This window comes from Klebsiella sp. CB_Kp196 (assembly GCF_040061575.1).
Lineage (GTDB): Bacteria > Pseudomonadota > Gammaproteobacteria > Enterobacterales > Enterobacteriaceae > Klebsiella > Klebsiella michiganensis.
The window spans coordinates 57,973-79,428 of record NZ_JBEAFH010000050.1; the positions used below are offsets into that span (position 1 = coordinate 57,973).

Consider the following 21,456-nt stretch of genomic DNA (forward strand, 5'->3'; position numbering starts at 1 on the left):
GTTAGTGTTCTCTGGTATCAAATGGTCCAGGCGGGACGGGATCGTCACCACCAGGGTGTAAAGGGTGGCATTTTAATACGCGTTTCACCGTCAACCAACTGCCTTTTATCAATCCAAACCTGCGCAATGCCTCAATTCCGTATTGAGAACAGGTCGGCGTGAAACGACAGTGCGGCCCGAGTAGCGGACTAATCAGGCGCTGATAGACCCGAATCAGGCCTATCAGGACCCGCGAGCCAGGCGACAGTGGCGGCGCCATAATTTTTCCAACGCTTCCGAGAGAGCACGGTTATCGAGGTCGGCAACCCCTTTCTTCGCCACCACCACGAAATCCATTGGCGGGAGTTCATGTTGACGTAAACGGAAGCTTTCACGCGTCAGACGTTTAATCCGATTGCGTTCATGCGCGCGCTTGACGTTTTTCTTGGCGACGGTAAGACCGATGCGGGGATGCCCCAGCGAATTTTGGCGGCCGAGGATGGTGATTTGCGGCGTGCCAGCCCGTAATGGCTGCTGGAAGACGAAAGTGAAATGACTGGGAGTTAACAAGCGTAACTCCCTGGGAAATGCGAGCTTAACCACTCAGGGTTAGCTTTATTACTTGGAAACGGTCAGACGAGCGCGGCTTTTAGCACGACGACGTGCCAGAACCTGACGACCATTTTTAGTAGCCATACGAGCACGGAAGCCGTGAGAACGGTTGCGCTTCAGTACAGACGGTTGAAAAGTGCGTTTCATGGCGATTTCTACCTAAACTTGAATAATTTCACTGACTTTCGCGTAAATCCGAACGAATTTCGAACGGCCTACGCCTCAGCGTGGGTGATTAAAGAGGCCGGATTGTAATAATTGTACACTCCGGAGTCAATTCTCTTTCCTTATTTCTCGCACCTTGCCGCACAAAAAACAGGCGATGGCACGCTGCGGAAAACGGGCATTACGCGCCGGGTGGTGGATTATACGACCTGGTGGATAAAGCGCAAGGATCGCAAAGGATCTTTGTTAGATCGATTAAGCCCAAAACCAGGATAGTTCATTAATTTTTCCAATATGCGGCTGAAATCGTGCCCCACTCCAGCCAGGATCGATTACACTTACCCAGCTTCGATCCTTCCTGTGGATAAATCGGGAAGAATCTGTTGAGAAACACAAGATCTCTTTCTCAGTTTAGGCTATGATCCCCGGTCCCGATCGGGATCCAGAGATCCGCATCGGGTAATAACCGCAGATAGCGGTTCGCACGTCACCCCTTTTGTGCAGGGGCTTTTCGGCTATGCAGGGTCTTGTCGACGTGTGCCAACAATCACGATTGTTTCAGTTTCTCTTTATATATCGATTTTTGTTCGAGTGGAGTCCGCCGTGTCACTTTCGCTTTGGCAGCAGTGTCTTGCCCGATTGCAGGATGAGTTACCAGCCACAGAATTCAGCATGTGGATACGCCCTTTGCAGGCGGAATTGAGCGATAACACGCTGGCACTGTATGCGCCAAACCGTTTTGTGCTCGATTGGGTAAGGGATAAATACCTCAATAATATCAATGGACTCCTCAATGATTTTTGCGGTGCGGATGCCCCACAGCTGCGGTTTGAGGTGGGCGCTAAGCCTGCCGTTCAGATGCAGAGAGGTACGGTAAGCGTTGCGGCCGCAGCACCTGCGCAGCAGATCCAGACGGCGCGCGTTGCGCCCACTATCGTGCGTCCGGGCTGGGATAACGTTCCGGCGCCGGCAGAACCGACCTACCGCTCTAACGTCAACGTCAAACATACGTTTGATAACTTCGTCGAAGGTAAATCCAACCAGCTGGCTCGCGCGGCGGCGCGTCAGGTTGCGGATAATCCCGGCGGCGCGTACAACCCGCTGTTTCTTTATGGCGGCACCGGCCTGGGTAAAACGCACCTTTTACATGCGGTGGGTAACGGAATTGTGGCGCGTAAACCCAATGCGAAAGTGGTTTACATGCACTCCGAGCGTTTTGTACAGGACATGGTAAAAGCCCTGCAAAACAACGCCATTGAAGAATTTAAGCGCTATTACCGCTCCGTTGACGCACTGCTGATCGATGACATTCAGTTTTTTGCTAATAAAGAGCGCTCGCAGGAAGAGTTTTTCCACACCTTTAACGCCCTGCTGGAAGGCAATCAGCAGATCATCCTGACGTCGGATCGCTATCCGAAGGAGATCAACGGGGTTGAAGATCGTCTGAAATCACGCTTCGGCTGGGGGCTGACGGTTGCGATCGAGCCGCCTGAGCTGGAAACCCGCGTGGCGATCCTGATGAAAAAAGCCGATGAAAACGACATCCGCCTGCCGGGCGAAGTGGCGTTCTTCATTGCCAAGCGCCTGCGCTCTAACGTACGTGAGCTGGAAGGGGCGCTGAACCGCGTTATCGCCAACGCCAACTTTACCGGCCGGGCGATCACCATCGATTTCGTACGCGAAGCGCTGCGCGATCTGTTGGCTTTACAGGAAAAACTGGTCACCATCGACAATATTCAAAAGACGGTGGCGGAGTATTACAAAATTAAGGTAGCGGACCTGCTGTCTAAACGCCGCTCCCGTTCGGTGGCGCGCCCCCGCCAGATGGCGATGGCGCTGGCAAAAGAGCTGACCAACCACAGTCTGCCGGAAATCGGCGATGCGTTTGGCGGCCGCGACCATACCACCGTCCTGCACGCTTGCCGTAAGATTGAGCAACTGCGTGAAGAAAGCCACGATATCAAAGAAGATTTTTCCAATTTAATCAGAACATTATCCTCGTGACGCTATGAAATTTACCGTAGAACGTGAACATTTATTAAAACCGCTGCAACAGGTGAGCGGTCCTTTAGGTGGTCGTCCGACGCTACCGATTCTTGGCAACCTGCTCCTTCAGGTTACCGATGGCGCGCTGTCGCTGACCGGTACCGATCTGGAAATGGAAATGGTCGCGCGCGTTGCGCTGATTCAGCCGCACGAAGCGGGAGCAACAACCGTTCCGGCGCGTAAATTTTTTGATATCTGCCGCGGCCTGCCTGAAGGCGCGGAGATTGCGGTACAGCTGGAAGGCGAGCGTATGCTGGTGCGTTCCGGTCGCAGCCGCTTCTCGCTCTCTACGCTGCCTGCAGCGGATTTCCCCAACCTTGATGACTGGCAGAGCGAAGTTGAATTTACCCTGCCGCAGGCGACCATGAAGCGCCTGATCGAGGCGACGCAGTTTTCGATGGCTCACCAGGACGTTCGCTATTACTTGAACGGCATGCTGTTTGAAACCGAAGGCAGCGAACTGCGCACCGTGGCGACCGACGGCCACCGCCTGGCGGTTTGCTCGATGCCGCTGGAAGAGTCCCTGCCCAATCATTCGGTGATCGTACCGCGTAAAGGCGTGATTGAGCTGATGCGTATGCTCGACGGCGGCGATACCCCGCTGCGCGTGCAGATCGGCAGCAACAATATCCGCGCTCACGTTGGCGACTTTATCTTCACTTCAAAGCTGGTGGATGGTCGTTTCCCTGACTATCGCCGCGTACTACCGAAAAACCCGGATAAGCACCTGGATGCCGGCTGCGATATTCTCAAGCAGGCCTTTGCCCGCGCGGCGATTCTTTCTAACGAAAAATTCCGCGGCGTGCGCCTTTACGTCAGTGAAAATCAGCTGAAAATCACCGCCAATAACCCGGAACAGGAAGAAGCGGAAGAGATTCTGGACGTCACCTATGCCGGGACTGAGATGGAAATCGGCTTTAACGTCAGCTATGTACTGGATGTGCTTAACGCGCTGAAGTGCGAGAATGTGCGTATTCTGCTGACCGATTCCGTGTCGAGCGTGCAGATTGAGGATGCGGCTTCTCAATCCGCAGCCTATGTCGTCATGCCTATGCGATTGTAGAATCTGCAAAGGGGCTGGTTTACTTGCCATTTCGCCTTCCGGCAGTGCTCGAAATGCTCACGTACTTCGTGTACGCTCCGCTTTCTGCGCGCTGGCGGTAGACGAACTGGCTGCGACACCCACGCCCCTTGAATGATGACGAGCTGATATGTCGCTATCCCGACTTCTAATCAAAGACTTCCGCAATATTGAAAATGCGGATCTCGCCTTATCCCCCGGCTTTAACTTCCTGGTTGGCGCCAACGGCAGCGGCAAAACCAGCGTACTTGAAGCTATCTACACGCTTGGCCACGGTCGGGCGTTTCGTAGTTTGCAGATTGGCCGCGTGATTCGTCACGAGCAGGAGTCCTTTGTCCTGCACGGTCGCCTGCAGGGCGAAGAGCGAGAAGTATCTATCGGCCTGACAAAAGATAAGCAGGGCGACAGCAAGGTGCGTATCGATGGTACCGACGGGCATAAAGTGGCGGAGCTGGCGCACCTGATGCCGATGCAGCTGATTACGCCCGAGGGGTTTACTTTACTCAACGGCGGCCCCAAATACAGAAGAGCGTTCCTTGACTGGGGATGCTTCCACAACGAAGCCGGATTCTTTACCGCCTGGAGCAACCTGAAGCGCCTGGTGAAGCAGCGCAACGCCGCGCTGCGTCAGGTCAGCCGCTATGCGCAGCTGCGGCCCTGGGATCTGGAGCTGATACCGCTGGCGGAGCAAATCAGCCGCTGGCGGGCCGAATACAGTGCCGCTATCGTCGAAGACATGGCGGATACCTGTCGGCAGTTTTTACCGGAGTTTGCTCTCACCTTCTCTTTCCAGCGCGGCTGGGAGAAAGAAACGGATTATGCCGAGGTGCTGGAGCGAAATTTCGAACGCGACCGCATGCTAACCTATACCGCCCACGGCCCGCACAAAGCGGATTTCCGCATTCGTGCCGACGGCGCGCCGGTAGAGGATACATTGTCACGCGGGCAGCTTAAGCTGCTGATGTGCGCCCTACGACTGGCGCAAGGCGAGTTTCTGACCCGTGAAAGCGGGCGGCGCTGCCTGTACCTGATAGATGATTTTGCCTCGGAACTTGACGACGCGCGGCGCGGGCTGCTGGCCAGCCGCTTAAAAGCCACGCAGTCGCAGGTTTTCGTCAGCGCCATTAGCGCTGAACACGTTATGGACATGTCGGACGAAAATTCGAAGATGTTTACCGTGGAAAAGGGTAAAATAGCGGATTAACCTAAGATGAAATGAGCGAGAAACGTTGATGTCGAATTCTTATGACTCCTCCAGTATCAAAGTCCTGAAAGGGCTGGATGCGGTGCGTAAGCGCCCGGGTATGTATATCGGCGACACGGATGACGGCACCGGTCTGCACCACATGGTATTCGAGGTTGTGGATAACGCTATCGACGAAGCGCTCGCAGGTTACTGTAAAGACATCGTTGTTACTATCCACAGCGACAACTCCGTCTCCGTACAGGATGACGGCCGCGGTATTCCGACCGGTATTCACCCGGAAGAGGGCGTGTCGGCGGCGGAAGTGATCATGACCGTTCTGCACGCGGGCGGTAAATTCGATGATAACTCGTATAAAGTTTCCGGTGGTCTGCATGGCGTAGGCGTTTCCGTTGTTAACGCCCTGTCGCAGAAGCTGGAGCTGGTCATTCAGCGCGATAACAAAATTCACCGTCAGATTTATGCCCACGGCGTGCCGCAGGCGCCGCTTGCGGTTACCGGCGAAACCGAAAAAACCGGCACCATGGTTCGTTTCTGGCCGAGCTACGAAACTTTTACCAACGTGGTCGAATTCGAATACGAGATTCTGGCAAAACGCCTGCGCGAGCTGTCGTTCCTGAACTCCGGGGTGTCGATTCGCCTGCGCGACAAGCGCGACGGTAAAGAAGATCATTTCCACTACGAAGGCGGTATCAAAGCGTTCGTCGAATATCTGAACAAAAACAAAACGCCGATCCACCCGAATATCTTCTATTTCTCCACCGAAAAAGACGGTATCGGCGTTGAAGTTGCGCTGCAGTGGAACGATGGTTTCCAGGAAAACATCTACTGCTTTACCAACAACATTCCGCAGCGCGACGGCGGTACCCACCTTGCAGGCTTCCGTGCGGCAATGACCCGTACCCTGAACGCCTACATGGATAAAGAAGGCTATAGCAAAAAAGCGAAAGTCAGCGCCACCGGCGACGATGCCCGTGAAGGCCTGATTGCCGTGGTCTCCGTGAAGGTGCCGGATCCGAAATTCTCCTCACAGACCAAAGACAAGCTGGTCTCTTCCGAGGTGAAATCGGCGGTCGAACAGCAGATGAACGAACTGCTGAACGAATACCTGCTGGAAAACCCGTCTGACGCCAAAATCGTGGTCGGTAAAATCATCGACGCGGCGCGCGCGCGCGAAGCCGCACGTCGCGCGCGTGAAATGACTCGCCGTAAAGGCGCGCTGGATCTGGCTGGCCTGCCGGGCAAGCTGGCGGACTGTCAGGAACGCGACCCCGCGCACTCTGAACTGTACTTAGTGGAAGGGGACTCTGCGGGCGGCTCTGCGAAACAGGGGCGTAACCGTAAGAACCAGGCGATTCTGCCGCTGAAAGGTAAAATCCTTAACGTTGAGAAAGCGCGCTTTGACAAAATGCTCGCGTCTCAGGAAGTGGCGACGCTGATTACCGCGCTGGGCTGCGGCATTGGCCGCGATGAGTACAATCCGGACAAACTGCGCTATCACAGCATCATCATCATGACCGATGCGGACGTCGACGGCTCGCACATTCGTACGCTGCTGCTGACCTTCTTCTATCGCCAGATGCCGGAAATCGTTGAGCGCGGACACGTCTACATTGCCCAGCCGCCGCTGTACAAAGTGAAGAAAGGCAAGCAGGAACAGTACATTAAAGACGACGAAGCGATGGATCAGTACCAAATCTCCATCGCGCTGGATGGCGCCACTTTGCACACCAACGCCAACGCGCCGGCCTTAGCCGGCGAGCCGCTGGAGAGACTGGTTGCCGAGTATAACGCCACGCAGAAAATGATTACGCGTATGGAACGTCGTTATCCTAAAGCCCTGCTGAAAGAGCTTATCTATCAGCCGACGCTGGCGGAGGCCGACCTGGCGAACGAGCAGACCGTAACGCGCTGGATCAACGCCCTGGTGAGCGAGCTGAACGAGAAAGAGCAGCACGGCAGCCAGTGGAAATTTGATGTCCGCGAGAACGCCGAGCTGCAGCAGTTTGAGCCGATCGTTCGCGTGCGTACCCACGGCGTGGATACCGACTACCCGCTGGATCACGAGTTTGTCACCGGGCCGGAATACCACCGTATCTGCGCGCTGGGCGAAACGCTGCGCGGTCTGATTGAAGACGATGCCTTTATTGAGCGCGGCGAACGTCGTCAGCCGGTGGCCAGCTTCGAACAGGCGCTGGACTGGCTGGTGAAAGAGTCCCGTCGCGGACTCTCTATCCAGCGCTATAAAGGTCTTGGTGAAATGAACCCGGATCAGCTGTGGGAAACTACCATGGATCCGGACAGCCGCCGCATGCTACGCGTGACCGTCAAGGACGCGATTGCCGCTGACCAGCTGTTCACGACCCTGATGGGGGACGCCGTTGAACCGCGTCGCGCCTTTATCGAAGAGAACGCCCTCAAAGCGGCAAACATCGATATTTAATCGTCGTACACCGCCATACTCAGGCCGCGCGTTTAGCGCGGCTTTTTTGTGGGCGCAGGCCTGTCCAGCGACATCACGGACGGTAAGCGGCTGGCGAGCGTATCGACGGCAATTCTCACCCTCAGCGGTAGATGCGGCGTCTGTTGCCAGACCGCGTGAACGTCGAAGCGCACATCCGGCGCCTGCTTTAACAGCGGAACGAGTTTTCCCTGATGAATTTCTTTGCTGACCATCCAGCAGGGCAGCCATGCAATGCCGTGTCCGGCCAGCGCAGCATCGCAGATCGCCTGCAAATCATCCATATTGAGCGATGAACGGGGAGTGAAGGTGTGCGAGGCACCTTCGCTATCCATAAGCTGCCAGGAGAGCACTCTGCCTGCCTGCAGATAGTTAATGGCCGCATGATGGAGTAAATCATCAACGCTTTGCGGCGTGCCCTTCTTCAGCAGATAATCCGGCGCGGCGCACAGCACCATGCGGTGTTCTCCCAGCCTTCTGGCGACCAGAACGCTGCTGTCCTGAAGCGTGCCGTTACGCACCGCCATATCAAACCCTTCCTCGACGAGATCCACCACGCGATCGCTGAATGACATCTCCAGCTCAAGGCCTGGATGTTCCTGCGCCAGCGCGATCAGCAGCGGGGCGACGCACTGGCGGCCAAACAGCACCGGCATGGCCACGCGCAGGCGGCCACTGACCTGCTGTTTCCCCGTTTCCAGCAGCGATTCTGCGCCCCGAATTTCCTCCAGCGCGCGCAGGCAGTGTTCATAAAAAAGGGCGCCGTTGTCGGTCAGGCTCTGGCTGCGGGTCGTTCGTTGAAACAGACGTACCCCCAGTCGCTCCTCAAGGCGAGCGATGCTCTTTCCTACCGCCGAACGCGACAAATGCAAACGGATTGCGGCCTGAGCAAAACTCCCAGCCTCAACGGCGGCCACAAAAACCGGAATATCCTTCAGCGTATCGGTCATGGATTGTATCTTTTCTTTCATCAATAATGGGAAAACTTATCGCCACTGGCGACCCTGAGTCAACGGTAGACTGTCGCTCCTGAAGCTTATTTAATGGCAGGAGAGAAAAAATGACTGAGACAATGCAACGCTGGTCCATGGACGCCCTCGGGCGCGACAACCTCAAACTCATCCAGGCGCCTGTTCCGCAGCCAGGGCCGGGTGAAGTCTGCGTACGGGTGAACGCCGTTGCGCTCAACTATCGCGATAAAATGGTCATTGAAGGCACCATGCCGATTGCGCTTTCCTTCCCGTTTACGCCGGCGTCCGATATGGCGGGAGTGGTGGAAAGCACGGGCGAGGGCGTCACGCGTTTCACACCCGGCGCTCGCGTCATCTCGACCTTTTTCCCGGAGTGGATCGACGGTAGGCCAACAGCGGACGCCCGCACTTTGCCCTATAAAACGACCGGCGGTTACTTCCAGGGCATGCTGTCTGAGTACGTGATTGTGAATGAAAACGGGCTGGTGGCCGCCCCGGAAACCCTGGATGACGCCGAGGCCAGCACGTTACCGTGCGCCGGGCTTACCGCATGGTTCGCGCTGGTGGAGCGCGGTCATTTACGCGCCGGGCAATCGGTACTGGTGCAGGGCACGGGCGGTGTGGCGATATTCGCTTTGCAAATTGCCAAAGCGCAGGGGGCAGAGGTTTTTGTCACGTCCGGGAGCGATGAAAAACTGGCGCGGGCCAAACAACTCGGCGCCGATTATGGCATCAACCGGCTTAAAGGCGACTGGGCTGAAGGGATATACGAACTGACGAACAATCGCGGCATCGACCACATCATTGAAACCGTTGGCGGGGAGAACCTGAGGCATTCCCTGCGCGCCGTGGCGGTTCATGGGCGTATTTCGGTCATCGGCGTGCTGGCCGGCAGTGAAATCTCGCTGCCCGCGGGCGAACTGTTGCTGAAATCCCCGGTGATTCAAGGTATTGGCGTGGGGCACCGTCGCGCACTGGAAGATTTTGTCCGCGCCGTTGACGTGACCAGGCTGAAACCGGTGATTGAGCACCGTTACCGCTTTGACCAGCTTGCACAGGCGCTTGAACACCTCGATCGCGGTGCGTTTGGCAAAATCGTGCTCACCCGCGAGTAAGACCCCGTTCCCCGGATCTTGCCTAAAAGGGGGGGTTCTGCTGCGCAATGTAGCTCTATTTTTGTGGGCTTAATCGCGTTAGCATGAGTAAGGACTCATCTTACCCGGGGATTTCATGGCTATTAAACTGATTGCAATCGATATGGACGGCACGCTGCTGCTGCCTGACCATACTATCTCTCCTGCGGTGAAAACCGCGATTGCCGCAGCCCGTGAACGCGGCGTCAACGTGGTGCTGACCACCGGCCGTCCTTACGCTGGCGTGCACAGCTATCTGAAAGAACTGCATATGGAGCAGCCTGGAGATTACTGCATCACCTATAACGGTGCTTTAGTGCAGAAGGCGAGCGACGGCAGTACCGTTGCGCAAACCGCGCTGGGCTACGACGACTACCGCTATCTGGAACAGCTGGCCCGCGATGTCGGCTCCCACTTCCACGCGCTCGATCGTAACACCCTGTATACCGCGAACCGCGATGTGAGCTATTACACGGTACATGAATCCTACGTGGCGACGATCCCGCTGGTCTTCTGCGAAGCCGAAAAGATGGATCCGAATATCCAGCTGCTGAAAGTGATGATGATCGATGAGCCGGCGATTCTGGACAAGGCTATCGCCCGCATTCCGGCTGAAGTGAAAGAGAAGTACACCGTGCTGAAAAGCGCGCCGTACTTCCTTGAAATTCTTGATAAACGCGTCACCAAAGGTACCGGCGTGAAATCGCTGGCCGATGCGCTGGGCATCCAGCCGGAAGAGGTGATGGCGATTGGCGATCAGGAAAACGACATCGCGATGATTGAATACGCTGGCGTCGGCGTGGCGATGGATAACGCGATTCCGGCCGTCAAAGAAGCGGCAAACTTTATCACCAAATCCAATCTGGAAGACGGTGTGGCATATGCTATTGAAAAATATGTCTTAAACTAAAAATCTCTTTCTGAAAAACCCGCGTTTATCGCGGGTTTTTTTATGCCCTGAGTTTAACCCGCCGCAAAATCTCCAAACCAAATTGTCGTTTTTGTGATCTAAATTGTAGTACAACATGTTTGTGTTGTACTACATTGTGTCCATGGCGATGACGAGTGACATCACGTTAGTACTACAAAGTTGCGGTTAAAACCGCCTGTCGCGGTAAAGTAGAGAGACATCCAGAGCACAAGGACTTTCCATGACTCTCAATAAAACCGATCGCATCGTCATCACGCTGGGCAAGCAGATTGTCAGCGGCAAATACGTTCCCGGCTCTGCGCTGCCCGCTGAAGCCGACCTGTGTGAGGAGTTTGCCACCTCGCGCAATATCATTCGCGAAGTGTTCCGTTCGTTGATGGCTAAACGGCTGATTGAAATGAAGCGCTATCGCGGCGCGTTCGTTACCCCGCGCAACCAGTGGAATTATCTCGACACCGACGTTTTACAGTGGGTGCTGGAGAGTGATTACGACCCGCGGCTGATTAGCGCGATGAGCGAGGTACGTAACCTGGTTGAACCCGCGATCGCCCGCTGGGCGGCAGAGCGCGCGACGTCGAGCGACCTGGCGCAAATAGAAGAAGCGCTCAACGACATGATCGCCAATAACCAGGACAGGGAAGCGTTTAACGAAGCGGATATTCGCTATCACGAGGCGGTGCTGCAGTCGGTGCATAACCCGGTTCTGCAGCAGCTCAACGTGGCGATCAGCTCGCTACAGCGGGCGGTATTTGAAAGAACGTGGATGGGCGATGAGGCCAACATGCCGAAAACGCTCCAGGAACATAAGGCGCTGTTTGACGCCATCCGGCATCAGGACAGCGAAGCGGCGGAGCAGGCGGCGCTCACCATGATCGCCAGCTCGACACGAAGGTTAAAGGAAATCACATGACATCTCGCTACATCGCAATTGACTGGGGATCGACCAACCTGCGCGCCTGGCTCTATCAGGGCGAACGGTGTCTGGAGAGCAGGCAATCGGAAGCAGGCGTCACGCGTCTGAACGGACACTCCCCCGCCGCGGTGTTTAGCGAAATAACCCGGGGCTGGCGCGACGGCGCGACCCCGGCGGTGATGGCAGGAATGGTCGGCAGTAACGTCGGCTGGCAGGCGGTACCCTACTTGCCGGTTCCCGTTCATTTCTCCGCCATTGGTGAACAATTAACTGCCGTTAGCGACAACGTCTGGATTATTCCCGGACTCAGCGTCTCTCGCGACGATAACCATAATGTGATGCGCGGCGAAGAGACTCAGCTCCTCGGCGCGCGGGCGATAGCCCCTTCTTCCGTCTACGTGATGCCCGGCACCCACTGCAAATGGGTGCAGGCAGACCGCCAACAAATTAACGACTTTCGCACGGTGATGACCGGCGAACTTCACCACCTGCTGCTGCGCCACTCGCTGGTCGGCGCCGGGTTACCGGAGCAGGTCTCCGCTCCTGACGCGTTTAACGCCGGGCTTGAGCGCGGCCTGCATTCGCCAGACATCCTGCCGCAGCTTTTTGAAGTTCGCGCTTCACACGTGCTGGGTTCGCTGCCGCGCGCGCATGTCGGCGAGTTTCTGTCGGGACTGCTGATTGGCGCGGAAGTCGCCACCCTGAGCCAACGCTTTCGCGACCAGCAGGTCACCATTGTCGCCGGCGAGACGCTGGCGAACCGCTATCAGCAGGCACTGAGCGCCATTGGCCGTCAGACCACCGTGGTGTCGGGCGACAACGCATTTCAGACAGGAATAAGGAGCATCATCCATGCAGTGGCAAACTAACTTACCGCTTATCGCTATCCTGCGCGGGATTACGCCGGAAGAGGCGCTGGCGCACGTGGGGGCGGCGATCGACGCCGGCTTCGACGCCGTTGAAATTCCGCTCAACTCACCGCAGTGGGAAAAGAGTATTCCCGCCGTTGTTGAGGCTTATGGTGATAAGGCGCTGATTGGCGCGGGCACCGTGCTTAATGCAGAGCGGGTGGACCAGCTTGCCCGAATGGGCTGCAGGCTTATCGTCACGCCCAATATTCAGCCCGAGGTCATTCGCCGTGCGGTGAGCTACGGCATGACGGTTTGTCCCGGATGCGCGACGGCGACGGAAGCGTTCGCCGCGCTGGACGCCGGGGCTCAGGCGTTGAAAGTCTTCCCATCTTCGGCTTTTGGCCCTGACTACATCAAAGCGCTAAAGGCCGTTTTGCCGCCGGAGGTGCCCGTTTTTGCGGTGGGCGGCGTGACGCCGGAAAATCTGGCGCAGTGGATAAAAGCAGGCTGTACCGGTGCCGGGCTGGGCAGCGATCTCTATCGCGCTGGCCAATCCGTAGAGCGTACCCAACGGCAGGCGGCAGCATTTGTTAAAGCGTATCGAGAGGCAGTGCAATGAAAATAACCAAACTCACCACGTATCGTTTACCCCCGCGCTGGATGTTTCTAAAAATTGAAACCGACGAAGGCGTGGTTGGCTGGGGCGAGCCCGTGATTGAAGGGCGCGCGCGCACCGTAGAGGCGGCGGTGCATGAGCTCGGCGAATATCTCATAGGCCAGGATCCGGCGCGGATTAACGACCTGTGGCAGGTGATGTACCGCGCGGGCTTTTACCGCGGCGGCCCGATTTTAATGAGCGCCATCGCCGGTATCGACCAGGCGCTGTGGGATATTAAAGGCAAAGTGCTGAACGCGCCGGTCTGGCAGCTAATGGGCGGCCTGGTGCGTGACAAAATCAAAGCCTACAGCTGGGTTGGCGGCGACCGTCCGGCAGAGGTGATTGATGGCATCAAGAAGCTGCGCGGTATTGGTTTTGATACCTTCAAATTAAACGGCTGCGAAGAGCTGGGGCTGATCGATAATTCTCGCGCGGTGGATGCGGCGGTGAATACCGTCGCGCAAATTCGCGAAGCGTTCGGCAATGAAATTGAGTTCGGTCTCGATTTTCACGGCCGCGTTAGCGCGCCAATGGCGAAGGTGCTGATTAAAGAGCTGGAGCAATATCGCCCGCTGTTTATTGAAGAGCCGGTTCTTGCCGAGCAGGCGGAATATTATCCGCGGCTGGCGGCGCAAACCTCGATTCCTATCGCGGCGGGCGAACGCATGTTCTCGCGCTTCGAGTTTAAACGCGTGCTGGAAGCCGGTGGGCTGGCCATTCTCCAACCCGATCTGTCGCACGCGGGCGGTATTACCGAGTGCTATAAAATCGCCGGAATGGCCGAAGCCTACGACGTGGCGCTGGCGCCGCACTGCCCGCTGGGGCCTGTTGCGCTTGCCGCCTGCCTGCACGTCGATTTTGTCTCCTATAACGCCGTCTTCCAGGAGCAAAGCATGGGCATTCACTATAACAAGGGCGCGGAATTACTCGACTTTGTGAAAAATAAAGACGACTTCAATATGGAAGGCGGTTTCTTTAAACCATTAATGAAGCCCGGGCTTGGCGTAGAAATCGATGAAGCGCGGGTCATTGAATTAAGTCAGAATGCGCCGGACTGGCGTAATCCGTTGTGGCGGCATGAGGATGGTAGCGTCGCCGAATGGTAAATGCGCGTCATACTTTGCGCTGCTGATGCGTTGGCTGCATTTTCTTATCCCAGTCACATACTAATGTATGCTCCTGGGAATGCGAAAATTTGCCGCCTTTCCCCAGCACAAATTATTTAGCGCATTACGGTTAAGTTATTAATAAAAAATTTAAATAAACCCTCTGTAAATTACCGGGCATGGTGAGCGGCCTCGCTATGCCCAAAATCTGGAGACAGATTGCGATGGATATTTCAGTTACAGCTGCAAAACCCGGGCGTCGTCGTTATTTGACGCTGATTATGATCTTTATTACCGTGGTGATTTGTTATGTTGATCGCGCCAACCTTGCGGTGGCATCGGCGCATATTCAGGAAGAGTTTGGTATTACCAAAGCGGAAATGGGATATGTATTTTCCGCCTTCGCGTGGCTGTATACGCTTTGCCAGATTCCCGGCGGTTGGTTCCTTGACCGCGTGGGCTCGAGGCTGACCTACTTTATCGCTATTTTTGGCTGGTCGGTGGCGACGCTACTGCAGGGATTTGCCACGGGGCTGATGTCGTTGATTGGCCTGCGCGCGATTACCGGGATATTTGAAGCGCCGGCGTTTCCCACCAATAATCGCATGGTGACCAGCTGGTTTCCGGAGCACGAGCGCGCATCAGCCGTCGGTTTTTACACCTCAGGCCAGTTTGTCGGGCTGGCATTCCTGACCCCGCTATTAATCTGGATTCAGGAAATGCTGAGCTGGCACTGGGTATTTATCGTTACCGGCGCTATCGGGATCGTATGGTCACTGATTTGGATTAAGGTTTATCAGCCGCCGCGTCTGACGAAAAGCATCAGCAAAGCCGAGCTGGATTATATTCGCGACGGCGGTGGTCTGGTGGACGGCGATGCGCCCGTTAAAAAAGAGGCGCGGCAGCCGCTGACCAAAGCCGACTGGAAGCTGGTATTCCATCGCAAACTGATTGGCGTTTACCTTGGACAGTTTGCCGTGACCTCGACGCTGTGGTTCTTCCTGACCTGGTTCCCCAACTATCTGACCCAGGAAAAGGGGATTACGGCGCTGAAAGCGGGCTTTATGACCACGGTTCCGTTCCTTGCCGCCTTTGTTGGCGTGCTGCTCTCCGGCTGGCTGGCGGACAGGCTGGTGAGAAAAGGTTTCTCATTAGGCGCCGCGCGTAAAACCCCGATTATCTGCGGCCTGCTGATCTCGACCTGCATCATGGGCGCAAACTATACCAACGATCCGGTGTGGATTATGGTCCTGATGGCGCTGGCCTTCTTCGGTAACGGCTTCGCCTCCATTACCTGGTCGCTGGTCTCTTCGCTTGCGCCGATGCGGCTTATCGGGTTGACCGGTGGAATGTTTAATTTCGTCGGCGGGCTGGGCGGTATCACCGTTCCGCTGGTGGTGGGTTATCTGGCCCAGGACTATGGTTTTGCTCCTGCGCTGGTTTATATTTCCGTTATTGCGCTGGTGGGCGCGCTCTCTTACATCCTGCTGGTGGGGGATGTCAAACGAGTAGGCTAATTCTTTCCGATACGATACCCTGATGCGAAAGTCTCGCATCAGGGTATGTTTATGAAACAAGTCACCTTTGCTCCCCGTCATCATCAGCTTACCAACACGCGCGCCTGGACGGCGGACAGCCGGTGGCTGGTCTTTGACGTTCGTCCCTCTGGCGCCTCTTTTACCGGCGAAACCATCGAGCGGGTGAATGTCGAGACGGGAGAGGTTGAGATCCTCTACCGTGCCGGACAGGGCGCGTACGTTGGCGTGGTGACCGTTCATCCATCGATAGATAAATATGTCTTTATCCACGGCCCGGAAAACCCTGACGAGCGCTGGCATTACGATTTCCACCATCGTCGCGGCGTGGTCTCCTGGCAGGGCGAAACGCACAACCTCGATGCGATGGATATTTCCGCTCCCTATACTCCCGGCGCGCTGCGCGGCGGCAGCCATGTGCATGTTTTCAGCCCGAACGGCGAATTTGTCAGCTTTACCTATAACGACCACGTGCTCCATGAACGCGATCCGGCGCTGGATTTGCGCAACGTTGGCGTGGCGGTTCCCTATGGCCCGGTAGTACCGCGTGGGGATCATCCACGAGAATACGGCGGCAGCCACTGGTGCGTGCTGGTCAGCCGCACAACGCCGACCCCCGCGCCGGGCAGCGACGAGATTAATCGCGCCTATGAAGAGGGCTGGGTGGGCAACCGTGCGCTGGCGTTTATTGGCGATACGCTGGCGGTAAATGGCGACAAAGTGCCGGAGCTATTTATTGTCGAGCTGCCGGAGAGCGAACAGGGCTGGAAGCAGTCTGGCGATGCGCCATTGGCAGGAACGGAAACCACGATGCCGGCTCCCCCTGCCGGCGTTGTTCAGCGTCGCTTAACGTTTACCCACCAACGCCGTTACCCGGGACTGGTGAATACGCCGCGTCATTGGGTGCGCGCTAATCCGTCGGCAACGGACATCGCTTTTCTGATGCGCGACGAGGCCGGCGTGGTGCAAATGTGGCTTATCTCGGCGCAGGGAGACAAGCTGCGGCAGCTGACCCACAGCCGATCCGATATCCAGTCGGCGTTTAACTGGCATCCATCAGGAAAATGGCTGGGCTTTGTGCTGGAAAACCGCATCGCGCTTTGTGATGCGCGGAGCGGGGAAATCGACTTTTTGACCGATGAGCATGCCAATCCGCCTTCGGCCGACGCGGTCGTCTTTTCGCCAGACGGCAAACAGCTTGCCTGGATGGAAGAGGTGGACGGTTACCGCCAGCTGTGGGTAACCGCAACGGCGCGCTAAATCAGGGGTTCGGCATTGGCGCTGGCGGGATCACTGCGTTGGTCGCCAGCGTCTCTTTTTCGCTCTTTTCCACGCGCGATTTAACCGAGCTATCGGTGCGGAACATATCCCACGGTAGCAGCAGCGTGTCCATAACGGCCGTGAGCGGCATATCCAGCGCCACCAGGGATTTCGTACCCCAGTTGGCATCGCTATCTCCCAGCATTTGCGCGCTGGCGCGCGTTCCCGGATAGGTTCCTTCCTTACCGCCGGTATGTGACATCACGCTGGAGCAACCGCCTAAACTTATCATCCCGCTAAACAGGACCAGCTTTAACAGACCGTTTTTCATCATTTTTCCGTCATCGTTACGGGCGTTGATAGAACCTTCTATGTACAAAATCATGCAGGGCGCAGCCAACAGAGCCGTGGCCTGAAGAATGGCGTACATATCGGTTATATCGGGCCATTCCATGGATGCATAGTGCCATTGCGCCGCACTGTGGCAGGCGTCGCACTTTGCCTTTTGTGCTGTCCCTCCAGTCTAAGCAATAGACCGCAAACTGCAAAAAAAATTGCCCTTTTCCCCTTGAAAAGGTCATGGATATACCCATTTTAGGAATGTGTCTCCCGGAGAATACGCCGAATGGGTATTCCGGGTAATAACGGCCTGTCCATGATGGAAGGTCAGATAATTCTCGCTGATTTCAGGAGCTATGTATTATGCGTAATTTCGATCTCTCCCCGCTGTATCGTTCTGCTATTGGTTTCGACCGCCTTTTCAATCTGTTAGAAAATAATCAAAGCCAGAGTAATGGCGGCTATCCTCCGTACAACGTTGAGTTAGTAGACGAGAACAACTACCGCATCGCGATTGCCGTTGCCGGTTTTGCCGAGAGCGAACTGGAAATTACCGCGCAGGATAATCTGCTTATCGTAAAAGGCGCCCATGCCGCCGAGCAGAAAGAGCGCACTTACCTGTATCAGGGCATCGCTGAACGCAATTTTGAGCGTAAATTCCAGCTTGCGGAAAATATTCATATTCGCGGCGCCAACCTGGTAAACGGTCTGCTGTATATCGACCTTGAGCGAGTTATTCCTGAAGCGAATAAGCCGCGCCGTATCGAGATCAACTAATTTGTTGGGCCGCGAAGGCGGCCCGGTATTCATTCAAAAAAACTGCCCGCCGTCAGGGGGCAAAGGCGAATCCACAGGATTTGCAGATATCCACTCGCTTCTTAGAAGGAGAAAGACTATGCGTAACTACGATTTATCCCCGCTGCTGCGTCAATGGATCGGTTTTGACAAACTGGCCAACGCGCTACAAACCGCCGGTGAAAGCCAGAGCTTCCCGCCCTATAACATCGAAAAAAGCGACGACAACCACTATCGCATTACCCTTGCGCTGGCCGGTTTCCGTCAGGAAGATTTGGATATCCAGCTTGAAGGCACGCGCCTGACGGTAAAAGGCGCGCCGCAGCAGCCGGAAAAAGAGACCAAATGGCTGCATCAGGGGCTGGTTAACCAGGCGTTTAGCCTGAGCTTCACGCTCGCCGAAAATATGGAAGTCTCCGGGGCAACCTTTACCAACGGCCTGCTGCATATCGATTTGACCCGCAACGAGCCGGAACAGATCGCACCGCAGCGCATCGCCATCAGCGAGCGCCCCGCGTTAGATAGCTAATTAAGCTAACCACCTATAAAGCCCCGATGTTCGGGGCTTTTTTGTGCGTGATACGCATTACTTTGTCCTTTCTTGCTGTGTTCAACAAAATGGTCGTTGGCTGATCCCGTGATTATTGTGCGCCAGGCGGCATACAGCCTGGTGAGTACCGGTCATAATCCTCATTGTGAGTAATGTTATACACAGGGAAGAGACGATGAGTGATATAGCATTGACCGTTAGCGTATTGGCGCTGGTGGCGGTCGTCGGATTGTGGATCGGCAATGTAAAAGTGCGCGGTGTCGGCTTCGGTATCGGAGGCGTGCTGTTTGGCGGTATTATCGTCGGCCACTTTGTGGACCAGGCGGGCATTACGCTCAGCAGCCCTATGCTGCACTTTATTCAGGAATTTGGCCTGATTCTCTTCGTGTATACCATCGGTATCCAGGTGGGGCCGGGCTTCTTCGCCTCGCTGCGCGTCTCCGGCCTGCGGCTGAACCTCTTCGCTATTCTGATCGTCATTCTCGGCGGCCTGGTCACCGCGGTCCTGCATAAACTGTTCGATATCCCTCTTCCCGTGGTGCTCGGCATCTTCTCCGGCGCGGTAACCAACACGCCTGCGCTGGGGGCCGGGCAGCAGATCCTGCGCGACCTTGGCGTGCCGCTTGATACCGTCGATCAGATGGGGATGAGCTACGCCATGGCCTATCCGTTTGGCATCTGCGGCATTTTGCTGACCATGTGGCTGGTGCGACTGTTTTTCCGCATCAACGTCGAGAAAGAAGCCCAGCAGTTTGACGAGATCAGCGGCAACGGCCACGCGCATCTTCAGACCATCAACGTGCGGGTCGAAAACCCCAACCTGAACAATATGGCGATTCAGGATGTGCCGATGCTTAACAGCGACAAGCTGATCTGCTCGCGCCTCAAGCGCGAGGAGATGCTAATGGTGCCCGCGCCGAATACCCTGATTCAGCTTGGGGACCTGCTGCACCTGGTCGGGCGACCGGAGGATTTACACAATGCCCAGCTGGTGATTGGTAAGGAGGTTTCCACTTCGCTCTCCACGCGCGGTACCGATCTGAAAGTCGAGCGCGTGGTGGTCACTAACGAAAAAGTATTGGGTAAACGCATACGCGATCTGCACTTTAAACAGCGCTATGACGTGGTGATCTCGCGACTCAATCGCGCCGGGGTTGAGCTGGTCGCCAGCAGCCATGCCAGCCTGCAGTTCGGCGATATTCTTAACCTCGTCGGCCGTCCGGAGGCGATTGACGCGGTGGCCGCCGAGCTGGGCAACGCCCAGCAAAAACTGCAGCAGGTGCAGATGCTGCCGGTATTTATCGGTATTGGCCTGGGCGTGCTGCTGGGCTCCATTCCGCTGTTTATTCCGGGGTTCCCGGCGGCGCTGAAGCTGGGCCTGGCAGGGGGGCCGCTGATTATGGCGCTGATCCTCGGGCGTATCGGCAGCATCGGTAAGCTCTACTGGTTTATGCCGCCCAGCGCTAACCTTGCGCTGCGCGAGCTGGGCATTGTGCTGTTTCTCGCGGTGGTTGGCCTGAAATCCGGCGGCGATTTTGTGGCGACGCTGATTGACGGTGATGGCATGAGCTGGATTGTCTACGGCATCTTTATCACCGCTATCCCACTGCTGGCTGTCGGTATTCTGGCGCGGATGCTGGCGAAGATGAACTACCTGACCCTGTGCGGGATGCTGGCCGGTTCAATGACCGACCCGCCCGCGCTGGCCTTTGCCAACAACCTGCATGCCACCAGCGGCGCGGCGGCGCTCTCTTACGCGACCGTTTATCCGCTGGTCATGTTCTTACGTATTATCACGCCGCAGCTACTGGCGGTGCTGTTCTGGGGGATAGGTTAACGGATTCTCCGCCTGGACGCGCCGCAGGTGGTAGTCCACCTGATACTCGCTGGCGTTACGGAACATCACTGAATAGTTAAGAAACTCGCCGCTGTCGCTGTAGGAAAGGGAGGTTATACGCAGCAGCGGCGTCTGCTCCGGCACGTTCATCGACTGCGCCAGCTGCCTGTCCGCCAGCACCGGCGACAGCGTTTCATAGTTGCCGCTAATGGTTATGCCACACTCCTTCTCGATGTAATCGAACTTCGACCCTTCCAGATGCACCAGCGACAGATTGCGAAACAGCTTCACCGGCATATAGCTGTCCTCCAGCATTAGCGGCTTGCCATCGACATAGCGCACCCGGCGCGAGAAGTAGATCCGTTCATCAATTTGTATCCGCAGCAGGCTGGCGATAGCCGGGGGGGCGGGCATCACCTCAAAAACCAATACCCGGCTGACCACCTCTTTACCCTGCTTGCGCAGCACCTCGGCCAGCCCGGTCAGATTGCTGGTTTCATGATGCAGGTCTTTGCGGGCGACGTAGGTGCCGGAGCCGTGCCGACGCACCACCAGTCCCCAGGTGACCAGCAGATCGATGGCTTTGCGGATAGTCATGCGCGCGACGCCGAACTCTTCCGCCAGTTTTTTTTCCCCGGGAAGCGGGCTGCCGACTTCGAAATCGGAGGAGTTGAGGCGCAAACGTAATCTGTCGGCGATGGATTTGTAGATCACCAGTAGACCTCTATTCACTCAGTTGAAAACGATGATGCACGGATTATTAGCTTTAAAAATAGAGTTAATACATATGGATAAATACTTTTCGTTACAGAGGCGTAATCAGCGCAATTCAGGATGTCTAATTTTTACTTAAAAAGTAGACAACATTGGCGCAATTAAAACCATGAAAGCGATCACGAATCGTAACGGCGCCGCATGTTGTCGACCGGGCAAATTTCTATTCTCGTTTCAGGCCAGTACAAATAATTACCCTGAATCATTCACCGCGGTACGTGAAGCATGCCGGGTATGGATAAGGCCACTCACCCT

General features: G+C 56.0%; 21 protein-coding genes and 1 other annotated feature. Of the genes, 15 read left to right on the top strand and 6 right to left on the bottom strand.

Going from position 1 to position 21,456, the window contains the following annotated elements; translation table 11 throughout:
- Position 1 precedes the first annotated feature (1 nt).
- Genes yidD through rpmH form a run of 3 tightly spaced genes read right to left on the bottom strand, consistent with a single transcriptional unit; the run spans position 2 to position 738 of the window.
- Positions 2–259, bottom strand: coding sequence for a membrane protein insertion efficiency factor YidD (gene yidD, locus ABLU87_RS16950; protein WP_004871831.1), 258 nt, complete (start codon positions 257–259; stop codon positions 2–4).
- Entirely contained in the window at positions 223–582 is a 360-nt protein-coding gene (rnpA, locus tag ABLU87_RS16955; protein ID WP_004871829.1) for a ribonuclease P protein component, read from the bottom strand. Before rnpA ends, yidD begins: the two co-directional genes overlap by 37 nt.
- A gap of 15 nt (positions 583–597) precedes the next feature.
- Positions 598–738, bottom strand: coding sequence for a 50S ribosomal protein L34 (gene rpmH / locus ABLU87_RS16960; protein ID WP_004871828.1), 141 nt, complete (start codon positions 736–738; stop codon positions 598–600).
- 621 nt (positions 739–1,359) lie between these two features.
- Between rpmH and dnaA the strand changes: the two genes are divergently transcribed.
- The 4 genes from dnaA (at position 1,360) to gyrB (ending at position 7,530) form a co-directional block, all read left to right on the top strand.
- Positions 1,360–2,760: a chromosomal replication initiator protein DnaA gene (gene dnaA / locus ABLU87_RS16965; RefSeq protein WP_004871826.1), complete on the top strand. Its 1,401-nt coding sequence runs from the start codon at positions 1,360–1,362 to the stop codon at positions 2,758–2,760.
- Positions 2,761–2,764: 4 nt separating this feature from the next.
- Complete coding sequence (gene dnaN / locus ABLU87_RS16970; RefSeq protein ID WP_004107206.1) at positions 2,765–3,865, top strand: DNA polymerase III subunit beta; 1,101 nt, start codon at positions 2,765–2,767, stop codon at positions 3,863–3,865.
- Positions 3,866–4,013: 148 nt separating this feature from the next.
- Complete coding sequence (recF, locus tag ABLU87_RS16975) at positions 4,014–5,087, top strand: DNA replication/repair protein RecF (protein ID WP_004126948.1); 1,074 nt, start codon at positions 4,014–4,016, stop codon at positions 5,085–5,087.
- 28 nt (positions 5,088–5,115) lie between these two features.
- Positions 5,116–7,530, top strand: a complete 2,415-nt coding sequence (gene gyrB, locus ABLU87_RS16980) for a DNA topoisomerase (ATP-hydrolyzing) subunit B (protein ID WP_004126944.1) — start codon at positions 5,116–5,118, stop codon at positions 7,528–7,530.
- A gap of 32 nt (positions 7,531–7,562) precedes the next feature.
- On the opposite strand, the gene ABLU87_RS16985 is transcribed toward gyrB, so the two are convergent.
- Positions 7,563–8,498 carry a LysR family transcriptional regulator gene (locus ABLU87_RS16985; protein WP_049079291.1) on the bottom strand — a complete coding sequence of 312 codons (936 nt, stop codon included), beginning with the start codon at positions 8,496–8,498 and terminating at the stop codon, positions 7,563–7,565.
- Between the two features lie 110 nt (positions 8,499–8,608).
- On the opposite strand from ABLU87_RS16985, the gene ABLU87_RS16990 reads away from it, so the two are divergent.
- The 8 genes from ABLU87_RS16990 to ABLU87_RS17025 all read left to right on the top strand — a co-directional run bounded on the left by ABLU87_RS16990 (position 8,609) and on the right by ABLU87_RS17025 (position 16,906).
- Positions 8,609–9,634, top strand: a complete 1,026-nt coding sequence (locus ABLU87_RS16990) for an NAD(P)-dependent alcohol dehydrogenase (protein WP_025107560.1) — start codon at positions 8,609–8,611, stop codon at positions 9,632–9,634.
- Between the two features lie 115 nt (positions 9,635–9,749).
- Positions 9,750–10,562, top strand: a complete 813-nt coding sequence (yidA, locus tag ABLU87_RS16995; RefSeq protein ID WP_004855697.1) for a sugar-phosphatase — start codon at positions 9,750–9,752, stop codon at positions 10,560–10,562.
- A 241-nt stretch (positions 10,563–10,803) separates the two neighbouring features.
- The gene (gene dgoR, locus ABLU87_RS17000; RefSeq protein WP_014227332.1) at positions 10,804–11,493 is read left to right on the top strand and encodes a D-galactonate utilization transcriptional regulator DgoR; all 690 of its coding nucleotides are present in this window, start codon (positions 10,804–10,806) and stop codon (positions 11,491–11,493) included.
- Entirely contained in the window at positions 11,490–12,365 is an 876-nt protein-coding gene (locus ABLU87_RS17005) for a 2-dehydro-3-deoxygalactonokinase (RefSeq protein WP_025107561.1), read from the top strand. Before dgoR ends, ABLU87_RS17005 begins: the two co-directional genes overlap by 4 nt.
- On the top strand, positions 12,349–12,966 hold the full coding sequence (locus tag ABLU87_RS17010) for a 2-dehydro-3-deoxy-6-phosphogalactonate aldolase (RefSeq protein WP_014227330.1): 618 nt from the start codon (positions 12,349–12,351) through the stop codon (positions 12,964–12,966). Before ABLU87_RS17005 ends, ABLU87_RS17010 begins: the two co-directional genes overlap by 17 nt.
- Positions 12,963–14,111 carry a galactonate dehydratase gene (dgoD, locus tag ABLU87_RS17015; protein ID WP_025107562.1) on the top strand — a complete coding sequence of 383 codons (1,149 nt, stop codon included), beginning with the start codon at positions 12,963–12,965 and terminating at the stop codon, positions 14,109–14,111. The genes ABLU87_RS17010 and dgoD overlap by 4 nt, the downstream gene beginning before the upstream one ends.
- A 179-nt stretch (positions 14,112–14,290) precedes the next feature.
- Positions 14,291–15,628, top strand: coding sequence for an MFS transporter (locus tag ABLU87_RS17020; RefSeq protein ID WP_071846050.1), 1,338 nt, complete (start codon positions 14,291–14,293; stop codon positions 15,626–15,628).
- A gap of 51 nt (positions 15,629–15,679) precedes the next feature.
- On the top strand, positions 15,680–16,906 hold the full coding sequence (locus tag ABLU87_RS17025; RefSeq protein WP_122116937.1) for a DUF3748 domain-containing protein: 1,227 nt from the start codon (positions 15,680–15,682) through the stop codon (positions 16,904–16,906).
- 1 nt (position 16,907) lies between these two features.
- Here the strand turns inward: ABLU87_RS17025 and ABLU87_RS17030 are convergent, their stop codons facing one another.
- Positions 16,908–17,237, bottom strand: coding sequence for a YceK/YidQ family lipoprotein (locus ABLU87_RS17030; protein WP_162097183.1), 330 nt, complete (start codon positions 17,235–17,237; stop codon positions 16,908–16,910).
- A 303-nt stretch (positions 17,238–17,540) separates the two neighbouring features.
- Positions 17,541–17,615: a sequence feature (ROSE (Repression Of Heat Shock gene Expression) occurs in the 5'-region of heat shock genes and acts as an RNA thermometer to modulate expression.), on the top strand.
- Here ABLU87_RS17030 and ibpA point away from each other — a divergent pair.
- The 3 genes from ibpA to ABLU87_RS17045 all read left to right on the top strand — a co-directional run bounded on the left by ibpA (position 17,609) and on the right by ABLU87_RS17045 (position 20,427).
- The gene (gene ibpA, locus ABLU87_RS17035) at positions 17,609–18,022 is read left to right on the top strand and encodes a small heat shock chaperone IbpA (protein ID WP_004126917.1); all 414 of its coding nucleotides are present in this window, start codon (positions 17,609–17,611) and stop codon (positions 18,020–18,022) included. (Overlaps the previous feature by 7 nt.)
- A 118-nt stretch (positions 18,023–18,140) precedes the next feature.
- On the top strand, positions 18,141–18,569 hold the full coding sequence (ibpB, locus tag ABLU87_RS17040) for a small heat shock chaperone IbpB (protein ID WP_014227324.1): 429 nt from the start codon (positions 18,141–18,143) through the stop codon (positions 18,567–18,569).
- A gap of 196 nt (positions 18,570–18,765) precedes the next feature.
- Positions 18,766–20,427 (top strand): putative transporter, encoded by a 1,662-nt coding sequence (locus tag ABLU87_RS17045; protein WP_004855675.1) that lies wholly within the window; start codon positions 18,766–18,768, stop codon positions 20,425–20,427.
- On the opposite strand, the gene ABLU87_RS17050 is transcribed toward ABLU87_RS17045, so the two are convergent.
- Positions 20,395–21,141, bottom strand: coding sequence for a GntR family transcriptional regulator (locus ABLU87_RS17050; RefSeq protein WP_014227323.1), 747 nt, complete (start codon positions 21,139–21,141; stop codon positions 20,395–20,397). The two genes, ABLU87_RS17045 and ABLU87_RS17050, sit on opposite strands and share 33 nt — an antisense overlap.
- Between the last annotated feature and the right edge of the window lie 315 nt (positions 21,142–21,456).